The organism is Agromyces luteolus (assembly GCF_009729855.1).
GTDB classification, from domain to species: Bacteria; Actinomycetota; Actinomycetes; order Actinomycetales; family Microbacteriaceae; genus Agromyces; species Agromyces luteolus.
The window spans coordinates 99,275-118,526 of record NZ_WODA01000006.1 but is presented as its reverse complement, the minus strand read 5'-3'; the positions used below and the strand labels follow the sequence as shown (position 1 = coordinate 118,526).

At 73.8% G+C, this 19,252-nt stretch carries 19 protein-coding genes; 9 read left to right on the top strand and 10 right to left on the bottom strand.

Translation table 11 applies throughout. The annotated features are described in order from the left end of the window. Positions 1-172 precede the first annotated feature (172 nt). Both GLX25_RS04175 and GLX25_RS04170 read left to right on the top strand, forming a co-directional pair. The gene (locus tag GLX25_RS04175; protein WP_271192350.1) at positions 173-1,567 is read left to right on the top strand and encodes an MFS transporter; all 1,395 of its coding nucleotides are present in this window, start codon (positions 173-175) and stop codon (positions 1,565-1,567) included. Between the two features lie 52 nt (positions 1,568-1,619). Continuing rightward, positions 1,620-3,020, top strand: a complete 1,401-nt coding sequence (locus tag GLX25_RS04170; protein ID WP_155840936.1) for an FAD-binding oxidoreductase — start codon at positions 1,620-1,622, stop codon at positions 3,018-3,020. A 30-nt stretch (positions 3,021-3,050) separates the two neighbouring features. Here the strand turns inward: GLX25_RS04170 and GLX25_RS04165 are convergent, their stop codons facing one another. Both GLX25_RS04165 and GLX25_RS04160 read right to left on the bottom strand, forming a co-directional pair. Further along, positions 3,051-3,872: an alpha/beta fold hydrolase gene (locus tag GLX25_RS04165; protein ID WP_166548433.1), complete on the bottom strand. Its 822-nt coding sequence runs from the start codon at positions 3,870-3,872 to the stop codon at positions 3,051-3,053. 51 nt (positions 3,873-3,923) lie between these two features. Further along, on the bottom strand, positions 3,924-4,766 hold the full coding sequence (locus tag GLX25_RS04160) for a PIG-L deacetylase family protein (protein WP_166548432.1): 843 nt from the start codon (positions 4,764-4,766) through the stop codon (positions 3,924-3,926). A 213-nt stretch (positions 4,767-4,979) separates the two neighbouring features. Between GLX25_RS04160 and GLX25_RS04155 the strand changes: the two genes are divergently transcribed. Further along, on the top strand, positions 4,980-5,426 hold the full coding sequence (locus GLX25_RS04155; protein WP_155840934.1) for a hypothetical protein: 447 nt from the start codon (positions 4,980-4,982) through the stop codon (positions 5,424-5,426). Here GLX25_RS04155 and GLX25_RS04150 read toward each other — a convergent pair. Then, the gene (locus tag GLX25_RS04150) at positions 5,395-6,051 is read right to left on the bottom strand and encodes an SDR family NAD(P)-dependent oxidoreductase (RefSeq protein ID WP_166548431.1); all 657 of its coding nucleotides are present in this window, start codon (positions 6,049-6,051) and stop codon (positions 5,395-5,397) included. The two genes, GLX25_RS04155 and GLX25_RS04150, sit on opposite strands and share 32 nt — an antisense overlap. 153 nt (positions 6,052-6,204) lie before the next feature. Continuing rightward, a complete protein-coding gene (locus tag GLX25_RS04145; protein WP_155840932.1) occupies positions 6,205-7,668 on the bottom strand; it encodes a DUF6421 family protein in 1,464 nt (487 codons plus the stop codon). A gap of 232 nt (positions 7,669-7,900) precedes the next feature. Here GLX25_RS04145 and GLX25_RS04140 point away from each other — a divergent pair, with 232 nt between their 5' ends. The 4 genes from GLX25_RS04140 to GLX25_RS04125 all read left to right on the top strand — a co-directional run bounded on the left by GLX25_RS04140 (position 7,901) and on the right by GLX25_RS04125 (position 12,171). Continuing rightward, positions 7,901-9,469: a polysaccharide deacetylase family protein gene (locus GLX25_RS04140; RefSeq protein ID WP_155840931.1), complete on the top strand. Its 1,569-nt coding sequence runs from the start codon at positions 7,901-7,903 to the stop codon at positions 9,467-9,469. 128 nt (positions 9,470-9,597) lie between these two features. Next, positions 9,598-9,879: a hypothetical protein gene (locus tag GLX25_RS04135; RefSeq protein WP_155840930.1), complete on the top strand. Its 282-nt coding sequence runs from the start codon at positions 9,598-9,600 to the stop codon at positions 9,877-9,879. Positions 9,880-10,033: 154 nt separating this feature from the next. Beyond that, positions 10,034-10,498, top strand: coding sequence for an LpqB family beta-propeller domain-containing protein (locus GLX25_RS04130; RefSeq protein WP_155840929.1), 465 nt, complete (start codon positions 10,034-10,036; stop codon positions 10,496-10,498). Next, complete coding sequence (locus GLX25_RS04125; protein WP_155840928.1) at positions 10,495-12,171, top strand: DUF5671 domain-containing protein; 1,677 nt, start codon at positions 10,495-10,497, stop codon at positions 12,169-12,171. Before GLX25_RS04130 ends, GLX25_RS04125 begins: the two co-directional genes overlap by 4 nt. A 28-nt stretch (positions 12,172-12,199) precedes the next feature. Here GLX25_RS04125 and GLX25_RS04120 read toward each other — a convergent pair whose 3' ends face one another. The 4 genes from GLX25_RS04120 to GLX25_RS04105 form a co-directional block, all read right to left on the bottom strand. Then, positions 12,200-13,057, bottom strand: a complete 858-nt coding sequence (locus GLX25_RS04120) for an ABC transporter permease (protein ID WP_155840927.1) — start codon at positions 13,055-13,057, stop codon at positions 12,200-12,202. Between the two features lie 25 nt (positions 13,058-13,082). Then, a complete protein-coding gene (locus tag GLX25_RS04115; protein ID WP_166548430.1) occupies positions 13,083-14,108 on the bottom strand; it encodes an aliphatic sulfonate ABC transporter substrate-binding protein in 1,026 nt (341 codons plus the stop codon). 66 nt (positions 14,109-14,174) lie between these two features. Next, positions 14,175-15,029, bottom strand: coding sequence for an ABC transporter ATP-binding protein (locus GLX25_RS04110; protein ID WP_155840926.1), 855 nt, complete (start codon positions 15,027-15,029; stop codon positions 14,175-14,177). A gap of 149 nt (positions 15,030-15,178) precedes the next feature. Then, entirely contained in the window at positions 15,179-15,649 is a 471-nt protein-coding gene (locus GLX25_RS04105; RefSeq protein WP_166548429.1) for a GNAT family N-acetyltransferase, read from the bottom strand. Between the two features lie 78 nt (positions 15,650-15,727). Between GLX25_RS04105 and GLX25_RS04100 the strand changes: the two genes are divergently transcribed. Both GLX25_RS04100 and GLX25_RS04095 read left to right on the top strand, forming a co-directional pair. Next, a complete protein-coding gene (locus tag GLX25_RS04100) occupies positions 15,728-16,519 on the top strand; it encodes a DNA alkylation repair protein (RefSeq protein WP_155840924.1) in 792 nt (263 codons plus the stop codon). Between the two features lie 29 nt (positions 16,520-16,548). After that, entirely contained in the window at positions 16,549-17,385 is an 837-nt protein-coding gene (locus tag GLX25_RS04095; protein ID WP_155840923.1) for an SDR family NAD(P)-dependent oxidoreductase, read from the top strand. An 8-nt stretch (positions 17,386-17,393) separates the two neighbouring features. On the opposite strand, the gene GLX25_RS04090 is transcribed toward GLX25_RS04095, so the two are convergent. Together GLX25_RS04090 and GLX25_RS04085 are read right to left on the bottom strand one after the other, a co-directional pair. Further along, on the bottom strand, positions 17,394-17,858 hold the full coding sequence (locus GLX25_RS04090) for a hypothetical protein (protein ID WP_155840922.1): 465 nt from the start codon (positions 17,856-17,858) through the stop codon (positions 17,394-17,396). Continuing rightward, complete coding sequence (locus GLX25_RS04085; RefSeq protein WP_155840921.1) at positions 17,855-19,189, bottom strand: serine/threonine-protein kinase; 1,335 nt, start codon at positions 19,187-19,189, stop codon at positions 17,855-17,857. Before GLX25_RS04085 ends, GLX25_RS04090 begins: the two co-directional genes overlap by 4 nt. Positions 19,190-19,252 lie beyond the last annotated feature (63 nt).

Below are 19,252 nucleotides of genomic sequence, written 5' to 3'. Positions count from 1 at the left end.
GCCACGAACTTTTTCGGACACTACGGCATTTGTCTCACCGCGGTCAAGCAAAAGAAATCGCTTGACGCGCGGCTTTTAACGTTCTACGGCAAAAGAACCACGAACGGGGGGTGCCCCCGAGTGAACGCCGGAGGCTGGCGCGCGCGCTTCCCCAGCAGGCATGATGGAGCGCGTGGGGAGTCCGAGGCGTTCGGCCGAGGCCGCCGCCGACCCGGGCGACGACGGCGGGCGCGCCGCGCGCCGGGTCCAGGGCACCTATTACACGCTGACCCTCGGCAACACCCTCGCCGCCTCGTTCATCTGGGGCATCAACACCCTCTTCCTGCTCGACGCCGGTCTCTCGAACCTCGAGGCGTTCGCCGCGAACGCGTTCTTCAGCCTCGGCATGTTCGTCTTCGAGATCCCGACCGGCGTCGTCGCCGACACCCTCGGACGCCGGGCCTCCTACCTCCTCGGCACCCTGACGCTCGCCGCGACGACCGCGATGTACTGGATGCTCTGGCTGTGGCAGTCGCCGTTCTGGGCGTGGGCGATCGTATCGGTGCTGCTCGGCCTCGGCTTCACGTTCTTCTCGGGCGCCGTCGACGCCTGGCTCGTCGATGCCCTCCAGGCGACGGGGTACACGGGCAGCCTCGAGGCGGTGTTCGGCCGGGCGGTCGTCGTCGGCAACGTCGCGATGCTCGGCGGCTCCGTGCTCGGCGGCGTCATCGCGCAACTGTCGAACCTCGGGGTGCCGTTCCTCATCCGCGCCGGCATCCTCGTCGTGATGTTCGCGGTCGCCGCGATCCTCATGCACGACCTCGGATTCACCCCGGAACGGGGCGTCGGCCCGGTGAAGGCGACGGGCGAGGTCCTCCGCGCCTCCGTGAAGTACGGGCTGGGTCGCCGACCCGTCCGCTGGCTCATGTTCACGACGCCCTTCACGACCGGTGTCGGCTTCTACGCGTTCTACGCGCTCCAGCCGTACCTGCTCGAACTCTGGGGCGACGAGGGCGCGTACTCGATCGCCGGCCTCGCGGCCGCCCTGCTCTCGGGCGCCGGGATCGTCGGCGGGCTGCTCGCGCCCGTCGTCCGGCGCCGCTTCCGCAAGCGGACGTCGGTGATCCTGCTCGCGACCGTGCTCAGCACCGTCGTCCTCCTCGCGCTCGGGCTCGTCGCGAACTTCTGGCTCGCGGTCGTGCTCATCGCGCTCTGGGGCGTCTCGTCCTCCATCGACGATCCGGTGCACCGCGCCTACCTCAACGACATGATCCCGTCGAAGCAGCGCGCCACGGTGCTGTCCTTCGACTCGCTCCTCGGCAGCGCGGGCGGTGCCGTCATCCAGCCGGCACTGGGCCGCGCGGCCGACCTCGGCGGGTACGGCTTCTCGCTGCTGTGCAGCGGCGCCGTGCAGGTGCTCGCCGCGCCGTTCGTGCTCCTCAGCCGCGCCGAGCACGATCCGGCCGACACGGCCCGCCAGGTCGCCGACGGCGACGGCGGGGCGGCGGGCAGCGGCGACGGCGAGGGCGAGAGCGACGCGGGCGACGGTCCGGCGACGGATGCCACGATGCCGCCCCCGACGTCCTGACCCCGGCCGCCGCCACCCGCCGCCACCGCGACCACCACGAGGAGCGCTCTCGATGCCAGATCCGACCGCCTCGCCCGCCGACGCCGTCACCCGACTCCGGAGCGGACTCGCGGCCGGCCGGGTGATCACGGAGCCGGCCGATCTCGCGCGCTACGCGCACGACGACGCCGAGTGGGCCGACTTCGCGGATCCGCTCGCGGTGGTGCTCGCCGAGTCCGTCGACGACGTCGTCGCGGCGGTGCGCGCGGCCGCGGAATCCGGCCTGCACGTCGTCGCCAGGGGCGCCGGGACGGGGCTCTCCGGCGGGGCGAACGCGATGGCGGGCAGCATCGTCGTCTCGCTCGAGCGGATGACCCGGATCCTCGAGGTCGACGCGGCGGAGCGGCTCGTGGTCGCCGAGGCCGGCGTCCTCAACGACGACCTGCGTCAGGCGGTCGCCGCGCACGGCCTCTGGTACCCGCCCGACCCGGCGAGCCACCGGATCTCGACGATCGGCGGCAACGCCGCCACCAACGCCGGCGGCATCTGCTGCGTCAAGTACGGCGTGACGCGCGACTACGTGCTCGGCATGACCGTCGTGCTCGCCGACGGCGAGGTGGTCCGGCTCGGCCGCCGCACGGCGAAGGGCGTCACGGGCTACGACCTCACGGCGCTCATGGTCGGGTCGGAGGGCACGCTCGGCATCATCGTCGAGCTCACGCTGAGGCTGCTGCCGCTCGGCGGGCGCGAGGAGCGCGCGATCGTCGGCTCGTTCGACTCGCTCGAGGCGGCGGGCGACGCGGTCGCGGCGATCTCGGGCGCGGGCATCGTGCCATCCGCCCTCGAGCTCATCGACCGCACCTGCATCGAGGCGGTCGACGCGTGGCAGTCGCTCGGCCTGCCGCACGGCGTCGAGGCGATGCTGCTCGCGCGGGTCGACGAGGTCGGTGCGGCCGGCGAGGCCCTCGCCGGGGCGGTGGCCGAGCGGATGGCGCGGGCCGGCGCCCTCACGGTCGAGCGGGGCGCCTCGACCGAGGAGGCCGACCGGCTCTTCCTCGCGCGCCGGCTCGCGTACCCCTCGCTCGAACGGCTCGGCCCCGTGCTCACGGAGGACATCTGCGTGCCGCGCGGCCGCGTGCCGGAGATGCTCCGGCGGATCCAGGCCGGCGCGCTCGACCACGACGTCGTGATCGCGAACATCGCCCACGCGGGCGACGGCAACCTGCATCCGCTGATCATCGCGCCCGAGGGCGACGAGGCGGCGAAGGCGCGGGCGAAGCTCGCGTTCGACCGCATCGTCGACGACTGCCGGGCGCTCGGCGGCACCGTCACGGGCGAGCACGGCGTCGGACTGCTGAAGCTCCCCGGCGCCGCACGCGAGTTGAGCCCCCGCGTGGTGGAGCTCCACCGCGCGGTCAAGCGGGCGCTCGACCCGCACGGCGTCCTGAATCCCGGCAAGGCGTTCCCGACGTGAGGCCCGAGCCGAGGGCCCGAACCGGGCCCGTCAGCTCGCGGAGACCGCCTCCAGCCGGTCGAGCAGGATCCGGTTGAACAGCGCCGGCTGCTCGATGTTCGCGGCATGGCCGTCGCGGGGGATCACGACGGAGTCGGCGAGCGGGTTCAGCCCGGCCGCGGCCGCCGCGTGATCGGCGGGCCAGAACTCGCTCTCGGCGCCGGCGATGAAGAGGACCGGCACCTCGCAGGCGGCCACGACCGGTCGCCAGTCGCGCGTGGCGTGGTCGTTCAGGAGGGCGAGCTCCGCCTCGGTGAAGGCGGGTGGGCCGCCCCGCGGCACCTCGAGCGAGGTCAGCAGTCGCGCGATGCGAACGAGCCCCTTCGACTTCGCGGGGAACCTCCTCGGATCGGGGATGCCGGTCGCGAAGTACGTGTCGCGGTTCTGCTCGTCGTAGTCGTAGAACCCGTGGGCCCAGTCGTCGGTGTTCAGCATGCACGGCGTCTGGTCGACGATCACGAGGTCGCGGACACGGTCGGTGCCGTGCTCCGCGGCGAGCGCCCAGAGCGCGTCGCCGCCCATCGACTGCCCGACGAGCGTGGCGTCGGCGAGGTCGAGCGCGTCGAGCAGGTCGCGGATGTCTCGGCCGTGCCGCTCCATCGTCGGCTCGCCCACGCCCGCCTCCGACTTCCCGTGCCCGCGGCGGTCGAGCGCGATGACGCGGTACCCGGCGCGGGCCAGCGGCTTCACCTGGTACCGCCAGCTGGTCGCGGGCGCCTTGAATCCGGCGACCAGCACCACCGGCCGTCCGTCCGGGTCGCCGTACTCGAGGTAGTTCAGCCGGGTGCCGTCGGATGCGATCAGGTCGACCACGCTCCGCCCCTTCCGGTTCGCGTGGATGCACACTACCCCGCCGGGCGCGGCTCAGGCGAGCGGCTCGGCCTCCAGGTCGCGGACGGCGTAGAACTCGTGGTCCCAGAGCGCGTAGACGAGCCAGGTCGGCAGGATGTACGACGCCGGCATGAAGTCGCGCTGCGACGCGTGGATCTGCCAGCCCTCGAACTTCTTCCCGACCTCGGCCGGCATCGCGTAGTCGGGTTCGGGCTGGTTCGCGACGACGAACGCACCGGTCTCGCCGCCGAACGTCGTGAGCGCCTTCGTCGGGCTGATCGTGTACACGAGGTAGTCGGGTCCGGTGTACGAGCCGCCGGATGCCGCCAGCTCGGCGATCGCGAGTTCGGTCACGCGTCCCATCTCCATGTGGTCGGCGTGCCCGGTCGCGCCGCTCTCGGGCCAGAACGCGACGACGACGTCGGGTCGGAAGTCGCGCATCGCGTCGGCGACGCGCTCGACGAGCTCGGACTCGTCGATGTCGGGCAGGCCGCCGTCGGGGTACTCCCAGACCTCGTGCTCGGCGACGCCGAGGTTGAAGCTGTTCTTCAGGGCCTCGGCGGCGCGGACCGTGCCGAGGTCCTCCTGCCGCGCGACGACGGGCACCTGGTGCCCGGCCTCGCCGCGCGTGGCCGTGATCATCGCCGTCTCGGCGCCGTCCTGCGACGCACGCCAGAACAGGCCGTTGACGGTCTGCTCGTCGTCGGGGTGGGCGAAGACGCCGAGCACGCGCTCGCCGTCGAGCTCGGCGACCATCGAGTCGACGCCTCGGGCGCTCGGTTCGTGGAACAGGTCGCGGCCCGCCCAGTACGCCGCGCCGACGGCGGCGAGGACGACGGCGGACACGGTGATGAGCGCGACGGTGCGCTTGCGCATGGGGGTGGGGCTCTCGTTCGGGTGGGCCGTGGGCGACGGCGCGTCAAGGGGCGCGGGAATGCTACCCCGCGTGCGCGCGAATCCCGAATCGTGCTCGGGCGGAACACCCCGCAGGCGCATGGACGATCCACAGCCGGCGCATAACCGCCGCCCCTAGGGTCGGTCGGGTCCGAACCGACGCCGCGAGCGTCGCCGAATGAAACCGAGGTCTCCATGCCCGCGTCCCGCCGTTCCATCTCCCTCGCCGCGCTCGTCATCCCGCCGTTCGCGCTCGTCGCGTCGATCGCCGTGCTCGTGCTCGGGATCGCGATGACGATCGCCGAGAACGACGCGCTCGTCGCCGCGCTGAACAGCCCGGATGGCACGGCCGCCGACGTCTACGGCGGCCAGTCGCGCGTCGTGGTCGCCGCGGCCGTCCTCACGGCGGGCATCCTCGCCGTGGTCGTGTCGCTCGCCACGATCGCGATCGCGGGCAGCATCCGCGCGTTCGCGCCGCGCGCCGAGACGGCGGCCGCCCTCGCGACCGACGCGGACGCCGACGGCGCCGAGGCCGACGAGGTCGACGACGATGAGGCCGGTGGCATCGAGGCGTTCGACACCGACGACGACCTCGACGCGGCCGGGGACGTCACCCCTGGAGCGTCGTCACGCGCCCGTTGAGGTCGGCCGCGGCATCCGTGGCCCAGAGCGCGACGACCTCGTCGGCGAGCCGCTGCTCGAGCCCCGCGAGCGCCTTCACCCGGAAGGTCACGGCCGCGCCGGGCGAGTCCGCCTTCGCGAAGCCGTCGGCGAGGGAGCGCATCCACGACTCGCTCGCGGCCTTGATCGCGGTGTAGTTCGCGCCGCCCGCGGTCGGCTTCTCGACGGTCGTCGACGAGACGATCGCGACGCGGCCGGCCGGGGAGGCGACGAGGTCCTCCCAGAACACGCGACTGGCGTACCGCAGCGCCGTGAGCGAGCGCTCGAGGAGGCGGTAGTCCTCCTCGGTCTGGCCGGGGATGCCGCCGCCGCCGCGCCATCCGCCGACGAGGTGCACGACGCCGTCGACGTCGCCGAGCCTCGCGTGCACGCGCATCGCGAGCTCGAGCACGTCGTCGCCGTCGGTGAGGTCGGCGCGCTCGCCGACGACGCCGGGGATCTCGACCTCGAGTTCGTCGAGGCGGCCCTGGTGCGTGCCGACGACGACGACCTTCGCGCCGTGCTCGACGAGGGCGCGCGCGACCGCGCGGCCGGAGGCGCTCGTCGCGCCGGCGATGACGACGACCTTGTCCTGCAGGGTGTTCACGGTAGGGGATCCTCTCATTGGTTCCGGTGCGCGCGCTCCACGCGCCGGTGGTCGAGCAGGCCGCTCCGCGGCCGTATCGAGACCCGTGAGCGGTCTCGATACGCGCGCTTCGCGTGCTGCTCGACCACCGGCATCGCAGCGATATCCAGACCGTCAGGCGTCGGCGGCGGTGATGCCCACGGTCGACTCGATGACGGGCTTCATCTTCCTGTCGAGCGCCTCGAAGAACATCGACAGCGGGAACTCGTCGTCCATCACGAGGTCGGTGTAGCCCTTCGGCGCGCCCGCGAGCACCTCGCGCGGCAGGCCCTCGGCCCACACCGATGCCGGGTTGGGCGTGAGCACGCCGCGGACGAGCTCGTACGCGGCGAGCCAGTGCGCGGTCTTCGGCCGGTCGATCGACTTCCAGTACAGCTCGTCGATCGCGTCGCCGAGCTCGACGACCGCGTCGGGCACGGCCTCCCAGTCGAACGTGAGCTTCACGTCGGTCCAGTCGAGCACGTGCTTCTGGTGCAGCCACGCGAAGAGCAGCTGGCCGCCGAGCCCGTCGTAGTTGCGCACGCGCGACCCGGTGATCGCGAACCGGAAGATCCGGTCGAAGATCACCGCGTACTGCACGAGCTTCGCGTGCTCGAGCAGGTGCGCGTCGACCGCGTCGAGTTCGTCGCCCTCCGCCACCCGTGCCCGCAGCCCGCGCTCGATCTTCACCGACTCGCGGAACGCGGTCAGGTCGCAGCGCAGTTCCTCCAGCGAGTAGAGGAAGAACGGCATCCGCTGCTTGATCATGAACGGGTCGAACGGCAGGTCGCCGCGCATGTGCGTGCGGTCGTGGATGATGTCCCACATCACGAACGTGCGCTCGGCGAGGTCCTGGTCCTCGAGGAGGCTCGCCGCGTCATCCGGCAGTTCGAGCTTGGTGATCTCCGAGGCCGCGCGCACGACCCGGCGGTACCGGGCCGCCTCGCGGTCCTGGAAGATCGCGCCCCAGGTGAACGGCGGGATCTCGCGCATCGCGACGGTCTCGGGGAACAGCACGGCCGAGTTCGTGTCGTAGCCGGGCGTGAAGTCGACGAGGCGCAGGCTCACGAAGAGCTTGTTGCCGTAGTCGCCGGCCTCGAGGTGCGCGATGAACTCGGGCCAGATCGTCTCGACGACGAGCGCCTCGACGTGCCGGTCCGACGAACCGTTCTGGGTGGTCATCGGGAACACGACGAGGTGGCGGATGCCGTCGACGCGGTGCAGCTGCGGCTGGAACTCGACGAGCGAGTCGAGGAAGTCGGGCACGCCGAGGCCCTCGGCCTGCCACTTCCGGAAGTCGGCCTGCAGCGCCTCGAGGTACGCCGCCTCGTGCGGGAACCGGGGCGCGAGGGCGGCGACCGACTCGACGACGGCGTCGACGAGGGCGGATGCCGCGGGCTTGTCGGACTCCTCGGGGACCGAGCCGTCCTTCACCTGGAGCGACTGCAGGCGCGTGGCCGACTCCTTGAGGCGGACCCAGGCGGGGTCGGTCTCGACGCCGTCGGCGAGCGCGATGAGCTCCGGCGTGATCTCGGTGCGAGCCTCGTCCTCGAGGACCTCGGGTTCGCCAACGATCGTCTCAATGGTGCTCTGTGACATCGGAAACCTCCGTTCCTCATGGGTCGGGCCGCAACGCCTGCGGCGACTGACGGCGCGGCGAATCCGCGCGCAATCCAAGGCTACGTTCGCGGCCTCCGCGATTGATTGCGGTCGGGCGCGGGAATGTTGCGTGCGCGCTCGGTCTCACGCGCACATCCTGCGAACGACCCGGGGTCGGCGACGGCCCCGGTGCCGCCGCGGCGAACGGGGTGGTCGCGCGTAGCCTGAGGGCATGAAGGCGGCGACGGGGCGACGCCGACGGACGCGGACCGCGTTCGCGATCGCCGTCGCGGTCGCGCTGGGCGGAGGGCTCAGCGCGTGCGACCCGGCGGCGACGACGCCGTTCGCGGGCGATCCGGCGGCGACCTCGGCCGAGCCGTCCGGTCCGCCTCCGCCCGAAACGGCGCCGCCGGCACCGCAGCCGGGCCCCCGCGTCGTCCCCGGCCCCGTCGCGCTCACCGGCGACCGCGTCGCCGCGCTGGTCCCCCGCCTCGCGGCGATGCGGACCGAGGGCTTCGTCGCGAGCGCCCGATGGGCCGTGCCCCCGGGAGCGACCGCGTTCGGCGACGCCCTGACCTCCCGCGTCGCGGGGGTCCTCCGCGGGTTCGCCGACGCGCACGGCGCCGCATGGTCTCCCGGCGTCGACCTCGTGGCCGGCGGAGCGAGCGAGCCCTGCTCCGGGGGCAGCGCGTTCGTCGTGGGTCCGACCCGGCTGTCCGTCGAGTGCGCCGTCGTCGTGGCATCCGGCACGGTCGTCGGCGAGCGGCTGGTGATCGTCACGGCGGAGGCGGGCGCGCCGACCGAGGTCGCCCGAGAGGTCTGGTACGCGGATGGCCCGGGCGCCGCGCCGCACGACGGCGCCGCGCTGTACCGCGACGGCTCGGCCGGCCGGGTCCTCGCGCTGGTGGCGGAGGCCCTCCGTGCCGCCGGTCGGATCGCGCCGGGCGAGGATCCGTTCGCGGGCACGGCGGCGGAGGAGTCGAGGGCGCTCCTCGCCGATTCGGCGGCCGGAGCGACGGGCGTCGTCATCACGCTCGCGGTGCCCGGCGACGAGCGCCCGAGCCCGACCTCCGTCCACGTGCCGTGGCGCCTGCTGGAGCCGTTCCTCTCGGAGGCGGGGTCGATCGTCGGATCCGCGTCCGTCTCCGGCGACCCGTACGAGCCGTCGTCGACGCCGAGCGGCGACGACCCGGTGGACTGCGCGCTGCTGGCGTGCGCGTCGCTGACGTTCGACGACGGGCCGAGCTCGCTGACCCCGGCGCTGCTCGACGTCCTCGACGCGCGCCGCGCCGCGGCGACCTTCTACGTCCAGGGCTCGGCGGTGGCGCGGAACCCGGGGACCGCGGCGCGCGCCGTGGCCGCCGGCCACGAGGTCGCGAACCACACGTGGGCGCATCCCGACCTGACGAAGCTGACGGACGACCAGGTGCGCGACGAGGTGCGCCGCGCACAGGACGCGATCGCGAACGCCACCGGCGTCCGCGCGACGAGCATCCGTCCGCCCTACGGCGCCTCGAACCAGCGGGTCCGAGCGCTCGTCCCGCTGCCCTTCGTGGTCTGGGACATCGACACGCGCGACTGGCAGGACCCGGGCGTCGACGTCGTGGTCGACCGGGCCGCCGGCGGCGCCGTGCCCGGCAGCATCGTGCTCATGCACGACACCCACGAGGACACGATCGAGGCCGTGCCCGCCATCATCGACCGGCTGAGGTCGAGGGGCTTCGCGACGGCGACCGTGGAGGACCAGTTCGGCGGATCACTGCCGGGGCCAGGTGCGCTCGTCAGCCACGGCCCGCGCTGACCGGCCGACCCGTGCCCCTCGAGGACTTGAGGGGTGGACCCCCCGGATCTAAGGGTCACCTCCGGATGCGGCGGGCGCACGCCGATCGTACGTTCGCCCCGTTCGAGTCCGATGAATGGGGGGCCATCATGGAGATCCGGAAGCACATCGTCGCCGTCGCACTCGCAGCGGGCGTCGTCGGCGCACTCGGTGCGTGTGCATCGCAGGCGACGGTCGACGACGACCGGGCGCGGGCCGATTCGGCGGAGTTGCGCGCAGCGGCGGCCGGGGCCGACGCCTCGGTCGTCCAGGGCGACCGTCTCGCGGCCTACGCGGACGCCGCGTCCGCGGCGAGCGACGGCACCGGCGCGAGCGCGGCGCAGGGGGAACGGCTCGCTCGCCTCGCCGATGCGATGGCGGCGGCCGAGTAGACGGACGGGCGTCGACCGCTCGAACCACGGCCCACGGCCGCGCCGACCGCCCGTTCGGCGGGGTCCGTGCTGTCCGCGGGTCCGGGCGGCGACACGCCCGTGCGGGGTGACCTTCGGTCCGGTGCCGGGCGGCGCGCCGCGCGAGGATACGAGCATGGAGGCCAAGCGCTCGAGACCCGACCGCACGCTCGTCGTCATCCTCGCGGCATTGGGGGTGCTCGTCGTCTTCGCGCTCGTGGTCGTCTTCACGCGCGGGGAGCCCGGGCAGCTCGATGCCGGCACGCCGGAGGGGGTGGTCCAGCAGTACTCGGCCGCCGTCATCGACGGCGACGAGGCGGCCGCGATGGAGTACCTCGTCCCCGAGCTCGCCGACGAGTGCGTCAGGATGCCGACCTCGGAGCCGGCCGGCATCCGCGTCACCCTGGTCGGCACGACCGAGCGCGACGACACCGCCGATGTCGACGTGCTCATCGTCACGACGTACGGCGACGGGCCGTTCGGGTCGTCGGAGTACGAGGAACGCGGGGTGTTCGACCTGGTCCGGGTCGACGGCGAGTGGCGCATCGAGTCGGCGCCGTGGCCGCTCACGATCTGCGATCCGATGGCGGTGCGGGGATGAGCACGGCGGCGGGCGGTTCGGCCCAGGGTGCGGTGCGGCGGATCATCGTCTTCGTCCTGCTGTTCGTGCTCGTCACCATCGCGGCGGTGGGCGTAGGGGGGCTGCTCGATCGCGCGTTCGACGTCGATCGCACCCTCGCGGGGAGCGGCGCCGACGAGCTTGCCCTCCAGCTCGCGTTCGCGCTCATCGGCGGCCCGCTGGCGGCGCTGCTCTGGTGGGGCGCGTGGCGCCGCCTCGGCGAGCCCGCCGAGCGCGGCTCGATCGCGTGGCCGCTCTACCTCGCCGCGATGGCGACGGTCTCCCTGATCGTGGCGTCGACGTCGATCGCGGGCGCCATCACGAGCCTCGTCGACGGCCGGTGGAACCCGGGCGGGCTCGCGATCGGCCTGCTGTGGGCGCTCGTCTGGCTGTGGCACCGATGGATGCTCCGTCATCCGGTGAAGGGGCCGACCCGCCTGGCGTCGGCGCCGCTCGTCATCGGCGCCGCCTACGGCCTCGTGGTCGGCGCCGGCGGCGCGATCTCCGCGCTCGCCGCGGTGTTCGACGCGGCGATCCTCGGCGCCTCCGAGACGGTGCTGGTCGGTCGGGACTCGTGGGGCTCGGCGGCGCTCGACGGCCTCGTCTGGGCGGCGATCGGCGCGGTCGTGTGGTGGTGGCATTGGATCCACGACGGCGTCCGGCGCATCCCGAGCGGGTTCGCCGCGGTCGCGCTCGTCGTCGTGGGCGTCCTCGGCGGCGGGGCGGCGATGCTCGGCGGCATCGGCACGGTCCTCTTCGTCGGGCTCCGGCTCGCCTTCGCCCCGAGCGAGCCCGCGAGCGCCGTCCTCGTCCCGCTCGGCACGGCGATCGCCGCGGCCGGGGTGGGCGCCCTCGTGTGGCTCCTGCATTCGCGCATCGCCGCGGCGCACTCGGACGGCACGCGTCGCGCCGCGGTCCTCGTGATGTCGGGCCTCGGCCTCGTCGCCGCGGCGTCCGGCATCGGGGTCGTCGTCAACGCGCTCCTCGCGGAGCTGTCGACGCCGCTCGCCTCCTCCGGGAACCGGGCACTGCTGCTCGGCGGTCTCAGCGCGATCGTGGTCGGCGGGCCGACCTGGTGGCTGAACTGGCGGCCGACCCGCCGGCCCGACCCGGCCGACGCCGCCGACGTCGGGCGACGGATCTACCTCGTCGCCGTCTTCGGCGCGAGCGCGGTGGTCGCGATCATCACGCTGCTCGTCGTGGGCTACCGCGTGTTCGAGTTCGTGCTCGATCCGGGGACCGGCTTCGCGCTCGTCGACCGGATCCGTGCGCCCCTCGGCCTGCTCGTGGCCACCGCACTCGTGTTCGCCTACCACTTCGCCGTCTGGCGACGCGACCGCGCCATGATCTCCGCGGCCGGGGTCGCGCCCGCCCGCCGGATCGGGCGCGTCGTGCTCGTCGCCGCGGGTGCGACGGATGCCGCGGAGCGCGCGATCGCGGCGGCGACGGGTGCGAGCGTGGTCGTGTGGCGCCGTGCCGGCGGTGCCGACGGCGGCGTGGGCGCCGGTGGCGAGCCCGCGGCCGCGCCCGCGCCCGAGGCGCCCGGGCCGGATGCCGCAGCCGTCGTCGCGGCGCTGGACGGCGTGACGGCGCCACGCGCGCTCGTGCTCGTCGGGCCCGACGGCCGGATCGAGGCGATCCCGCTCGCCGACTGAGCCCCGGGCCCGCGACGTCGTGCCGGGCTCAGGCCGAGCGGCGGACGGCCCACCGCTCGAGGAGCCCGACGAGCGCGTCGCTCAGCTTGCCGAGCACCGCGAGCAGGATGATCGCGAGGAAGATGCGGTCGATGCGGCCCGAGTTCCCCGAGTCGCTGAGCAGGAACCCGAGGCCCATCGACGACGCGATGAGCTCGGCCGCCACGAGGAAGAGCCAGGCCTGGGCGAGCGCCAGGCGCAGCGCCGCGATGACCGAGGGCACCACGGCCGGCAGCTGCACGGTCGCGAAGAGCGTCGCGCCGCGGAGGCCGAACGCGCGACCGGCCTCGAGGAGCCGCGTGTCCACGTGCCGGAGGGATGACGCGACGATCGTGTACACGGGGAAGAACGCCCCGATGGAGATGAGGATGACCTTCGAGTCCTCGCCGATGCCGAACCACAGGATGAGCAGCGGCACCCACGCGAGCGACGGCACCGCGCGCACGGCGCCGAGCGTCGGCGAGAGCAGCACGTCGCCGAGCCGCGAGAGGCCGACGACCGCGCCCGCGAGCAGCCCGAACAGCGCGCCGAAGGCGAAGCCGATGAAGACGCGCTGCGTCGAGATGGCGACGTAGAGCCCGAGCAGGCCGCGCTCGGCGAGGTCGACCGCCGCGAGCCACACCATCTCGGGGCTCGGCAGCTGCGAGACGGGCACCGCGCCCGACGTCGAGACGACCTGCCAGGCGGCGAGGAGCGCGAGCGGGATCAGCGCGCCGCCGACGATGCGGAACCAGCGGCGCGACGTGAACCGGGGGCGCTCGCGGGCCGGACCGCGGTCGGCGACGGATGCCGCGGCGCTCGCGCGCTCCCGGCGTGCGATGGTGCGGCTCGCGGCATCCGTCGTCATGGTCTGCTCCCTGGATGGGTTCCGGCTACTTCGCGAACCGCTCGGGGTCCGCCTGCGTGACGAACGAGTCGTCGATGAGGGTCGCGAGCGCCTCGTCGACCTGGTCCTGCGAGGCGACGTCGCCGAGCTCGACGAACACGGGCCCGATCTTCTCGAGGAGCGCGACCTGGGCGTCGCCGGGGACGGGGTCGACGTCGAGGTTCGAGCGCTCGAGGATGACCTTCGACGCGATGGACTCGTCGAGGCCGGCGACCTCGGCGAGGATCGCGGCGGTCTCCTCGGGGTTCTCGGCCGCCCAGGCGCGCGCCCGCTCGTAGGCGTCGATCACGAGCTGCGCGAGCGCGGGCTTCTCCTCGAGGAAGGACTCGGTCGCGTTCAGGAAGCCGTAGCTGTTGAAGTCGACGTTGCGGTAGACGAGCGTCGCGCCCGCCTCCTCGGCTCCGGCCATGATCGGGTCGAGGCCCGCCCACGCGTCGACGGCGTCGTTCTGCAGCGCGGCCCAGCCGTCCGCGTGCTGCAGGTTCTCGACGGTGACGTCGTCGGGCGCGAGGCCCTCCGCCTCGAGCGTCTGCAGGAGGAAGAAGTACGGGTCGGTGCCCTTGGTCGCGGCGACGGTCCTGCCCTTCAGGTCGGCGACCTCGTCGATGTCGCTGCCCTCGCCGACCACGATCGCCGACCACTCGGGCTGCGAGTAGATGTCGATGGTCTTGATCGGCGAGCCGTTGGCGCGCGCGAGGAGCGCGGCCGAGCCGGCCGTCGAGCCGACGTCGATCGCTCCGGCGCGCAGCGCCTCGTTGGCCTTGTTCGAACCGGCCGACTGGACCCAGGTGACCTCGAGGCCCTCGTCCTCGAGCCAGCCCTGGTCCTTGATGATGAGGCTCAGCGGGTTGTAGGTCGCGAAGTCGATGTTGAGCGCCTGGCCCTCGAGCGAGTCGCCCTCGGCGACGGCCTCGGCGGACTGGTTCTCGCCGGCGACGCAGCCGGACAGCAGCAGCGCGGTCGCGGCGGCGCCCGCGACGAGCGCGGTTCGGAAGACGGTGGTGCGGGACACGGGGGCTCCTTCTCGGTGATGGGTCGGGCGTCGACGGCGGTGCTGTGGTCGGGCCGTCGTCGCCGGTCAGTACGGGTAGTGCGGGATGGTCGTGGTGGCCTGGATGCCGCGTGCGGCGCCGTGCCGGTCGATGCCGAGGCCGTCGAGCAGGCGGCCGCGGAGTTCGGCGAGCTCGGCCGATCCGCGGTCGCGCGGGCGGTGGCCCGGCACGACGACGGTCTGGCGGATGCCGGCTCCGGGCGCATCGCCGTCGGAGCCGAGCAGCACGATCCGGTCGGCCAGCTGCAGCGCCTCGTCGACGTCGTGCGTGACGAGCAGCACGGTGGTCGGCTCGGCCGCGTGGACGTCGAGCAGGAGGTCCTGCATCTTCAGGCGGGTGAGCGCGTCGAGCGCGCCGAACGGCTCGTCGAGCAGGAGCACCTCGGGGTTGCGCGCGAGCGCCCGGGCGAGCGATGCACGCTGCGCCATGCCGCCCGAGACCTCGTGCGGACGATGCCCGGCGAACTCGGCGAGGCCGACGAGCTCGAGCAGGCGCGCCACCTGCGCGCGGCCGTCGCGACGTGCGGTGCCGCGTGGAAGGCCGAGCGCGACGTTCTTCTCGATGCTCCGCCACGGCAGCAGTCGCGGCTCCTGGAAGCCGACCGCGCAGCGCACGTCGTACGGACGGACGGGCGCCTCGTCGATCGCGACCCCGCCCGAGGTCGGGTGGTCGAGGCCCGCGACGATCCGCAGCAGCGTCGACTTGCCGCATCCGCTCGGGCCGAGGATCGCGACGATCTCGCCCGCCTCGACGTCGAGGTCGACGCCGCGCAGGACGTCGCGCGTGCCGCCGTCGGGGGCGGTGAAGGCGCGGCCGACCCCGCGCAGCGCGACGGGCGCCGCGGGCGCGGCGGTCGCGGGTGCTGCGGGTGCGGTGGTCATCTCGTGCTCCGGGTCGTGGCGTGGATGCTCGACGCTAACCGGAACACGCTCTCCGCCGCCGGGGCGCCGAAGCACGGCGTAACACCGCACGACTCGCGGCGTCACGACGCGCCGCGTGCGACATCAGGACCGCGCGGCTCCTCGCGCGCTCAGAGCGGCTTCGCCATGTGCAGCGAGGCGACCTCGTACCCGAGGTCGCGGTACAACGCGATCGCGCCGTCGTTGTTGCCGAAGACGTTCAGCATGAGCCGCGACGCGCCGTGCTCCCGCGCGATCTCCTCGCCCGCGAGCATGGCCCGGCGGGCCACGCCCCGCCGCCGGAACGACGGGTGCACCTCGAGGTCCCACACCCACCAGAGCTCGCCCCGATCGTCCCACGGGCCGAGCCAGAGCCATCCGGCCACCTCGTCGCCGAGCCGGATCGAGTGCAGCAGCTGCCCCTCGACGAGTCGCCCGTCGGGGAAGAACCGCTGCTCCGAGGCGCGGCGTCCGGCGGCGGCCTGCTCGGGGGTGTCGCCCGCCTCGCGTCGCGCCTGCTCGTAGAGCGCCATGGCGGTGGGCAGCCAGTCGGCGACCTCGTCGTCGGACATCCGCTCCAGCCGCACCTCGTGTTCGTCCATGGCGGCAGTCTGCCGGTCGCGCCCGTCGTGCGGAACCCCGTCCGTCCGAAGGTCGGCCGGGGCTGCGATCATGGCGTCATGGCCGAGCCGGCGGATGCCACGGCGGCCGGCGTGCGCGCGGCGCTCGCCGCCGTCGCCGACCCGGCGCGCGCCGCGGCATCCGCGCGGTTCTTCAAGACCGGGCCGGGCGAGTACGGCGAGGGCGACGCCTTCCTCGGCGTGACGGTGCCGCAGCTGCGCGTGGTGGCGAAGGGGTTCCGCGACCTGCCGCTCCTCGAGATCCGCGAGCTGCTCGACAGCGCCGTGCACGAGGTTCGGCTCTGCGCGCTCGTCGTCCTGGTCGACCGCTTCGACCGGGCGAGCCGCGTCCGGACGCGCGACGACGCCGAGCGGGCCCGGATCGCCGCCTTCTACCTCGGACGCGTGCGCGCCGGTCGCGTCGACAACTGGGACCTCGTCGACGCCTCGGCCGACCGGATCCTCGGTGCCTGGCTGCTCGACCCGGCGCCCGCGGTGGCGGGTGCGGCGGATGGCACGACCCCGGCGCCCGGACCCGAGGTGCTCGACGACCTCGTCGCGAACCCGGACCTCTGGCAGCGGCGGGCCGGCATCATGGCGACCTTCGCGTTCCTGAAGGCCGGCGACGGCGGGCCCACGCTCCGGCTCGCCCCGCGCCTGCTCGACGACCCCCACGACCTCATCCACAAGGCGACCGGGTGGATGCTCCGGGAGCTCGGCGCACGCGTCGACCGGGCCGAGTTGGAGCGCTTCCTCGACAGGTACGCCGCCCGGATGCCGCGGACGATGCTGTCGTACGCGACCGAGCACCTCGAGCCCGCCGAGCGGGCGCGGTACCGCGCGATGCGCTGAACCGCGGGCGGCTTGCGAGAATGTCCCCCATGGCGAGAACCGTTCGTGGCGCGAACCTCCTGATCACCGGCGCGGCCGGCGGCATGGGCCGCATGTACGCCGAGCGGGCCGTCGCCGAGGGCGCGGCATCCGTCGTGCTCTGGGACCGCGCCGCCGCGTCGCTCGCGCGCACGGCCGACGAACTCGGGCGTCGGGCGCGGGGGCGGACGCGCGTGCGCTCGTACGTGGTCGACGTCGCGGAGCCGGGCGCGATCGCGAAGGCGGCGCACAAGGTCCGGCGCGAACTCGGCACGCCCGACGTGCTCGTGAACAACGCCGGCATCGTCCGCGGCAACGCCTACTTCTGGGAGGCCGACAGCGGCGAGGACGTGCGGCCGACGATGCTCGTGAACGCGCTCGCGCCGATGTACGTCACGCGGGAGTTCCTGCCCGCGATGATCGCCCGCGGCCGACCCGCCCGGATCGTCAACGTCGGCAGCGCGGCGGGCACGCTCGCGAACCCGCGCATGGCCGCGTACGCCGCGTCGAAGGCGGCGCTGAACGGCTGGAGCGATTCGCTGCGGCTCGAGCTCGAGCAGGCGGGACACCGGCACGTGGCCGTGACCACGGTGACGCCGTCGTACATCGCGACGGGCATGTTCGCTGGCGCGCGCGGCCCGATCCTCGCGCCCGTGCTCGAGCCCGAGTTCGTCGTCGATCGCGTCTGGCGCGCGATGCTCGCCGGGCGGCCGCTCGTCGAGCTGCCCGCGAGCGTGCGACTCTCCCGCGCGCTGCGCGGGCTGCTCCCCACCCGCGTGTTCGACCGCGTCGTCGGGGACGGCTTCGGGGTCTACCGGTCGATGGAGCGGTTCACCGGGCGCGGCTGAGCCGCCCGTCAGTCGTCGTCGCCGCCCTTGTCGCGCCCCTTGCCCTTGCCGGGCTTGTCGTCGGAGTTGCCCGAGCCGCTGTTGTCGGAGTCCTCCTCGTCGGCGTCGTCGTCATCGCCGTCGGAAGCCTCGGTGGGCGTCGGAGTCGGCGTCGGGCTGGGCGTCGCCGCGGCGATCGCCGCCTCGAGGTCGGTGCGCACCAGCGCGATCGCCTCCGTGATGCTCGCCGCGCGGTCGCCGTCGAGGCTGCCGTCGGCCTCGGCCGCGTCGACCTCGGCCTGCAGGGCGTCGAGGCGCGCGAGCGCGTCGGCGAAATCGCCGTTCGACGACGACTCGGCGATCGAGACGACCTGCGCGCGGAGGCCCGTCATGTCGGACGACCCGTCCTGCCCGGGCGCGCACCCGGCGAGGCCGACGACGAGGGCGATGGTGGCGGATGCCGCGGCCACCGCGCGGTGCAGACGGACGGTCATGGCGACACCGCCTCCTCCAGCTGGTCGAGGTGGGTTCCGAGGTCGCCCCCGACGCTCGGCATCGGGGCTTCGGACGGGGTCGGCTCGGTCGCTGCGCCGTCGCCCGCGAGGGCGCCGACCGTGATCGGGACGACCACGACCGCCCCGATGAGCACCAGCGCCGCGGCGACCGCGAGGACGACGCGTCGTGGGAGCCGCCTGCCCGTGGCGCCGTGGCCGGTCGCGACCGGGACGGCCGGCGACGCCGGGGCGATGCCCGTCAGGATGCGGGTCGCCGCGGTGGCGTCGTCGTCGGGCGACGACGGCGACGTGGCCGCTGACGCAGGCTCCGAGGTCGCCCACGCGGACTCCGACTCCGACTCCGCGGCGACGACGCGGGTCGCCGGGAGGATCCGCGTGTCATCCGCTTCCGCCGGCGGACGCGTGATCGCCGCGGTCGCGTCGGCGGCCGGGGCCGCCGCATCGGCCGCGTCGGTCGGGAGCGTCTCGGTCGCGAGCGCGACGTCGAGCGCGGTCGGCCGCTGCGCGGCATCCCGTGCCGTCATGGCGGCCAGCAGTTCGCGCCAGTCGGCCGGGAGACCGTTCGGGACGTCGGGATCGCGCACGAGGCGTGCGCTCGCCGACTCCAGCGCCGGGCCGGGGAACGGCTGGACACCGGTGAGCGACTCGAGCACGAGCAGCCCGAGCGCGTACACGTCGGCGCTGCTGCCGACCGGCTCGCCGCGCACCTGCTCGGGGCTGAGGTAGCCGGGCGTGCCGATGATCCGGCCGGTCGCGGTCAGGCGCGACTCGTCGAGGAGGCGCGCGATGCCGAAGTCGGCGAGCTTGGCGTTCCAGCGTCGGGTGGGCAGGTGCGCGGGCGCGAGCAGCACGTTCGCCGGCTTCACATCGCGATGCACGATGCCCCGGGAATGGATGACGTGCAACCCCTCGGCGAGGTCCGCGAGCATGCGTGCGGCATCGCGGAGCGGGATCGGGCCGCGCTCGAGCACCTTGCGGAGGTCCTCGCCCTCGACGAGTTCCATGACGAGGAACTCGCGGCGGCTCGCCGGGTCCTTCGCGGCGTCGAAGAGCGTGACGAGCGCCGGGTGGGTGAGGCTCGCGAGGAGGGCCGTCTCGGACCGGCGGCGGTCGGCGTCGTCGATGCCCTCGGTCGAAGCCGTGAACACCTTGACGGCGACGCGTCGGCCGAGCGCGAGGTCGTCGGCGCGGTAGACGGCGGCCATGCCGCCGCGCCCGATGAGGCCGTCGACGCGGTACCGGTCGGCGAGGATCGAGCCGAGGACCGGGTCGGTCGCGGTGTTCGCGACCTGTTCCGTGGGGGAGTCCATCTGACGAAGGGTAACCCCTCGCGCTGGATGCGCGGTCGGGGTTGCGGACGGGCGGTCGAACAC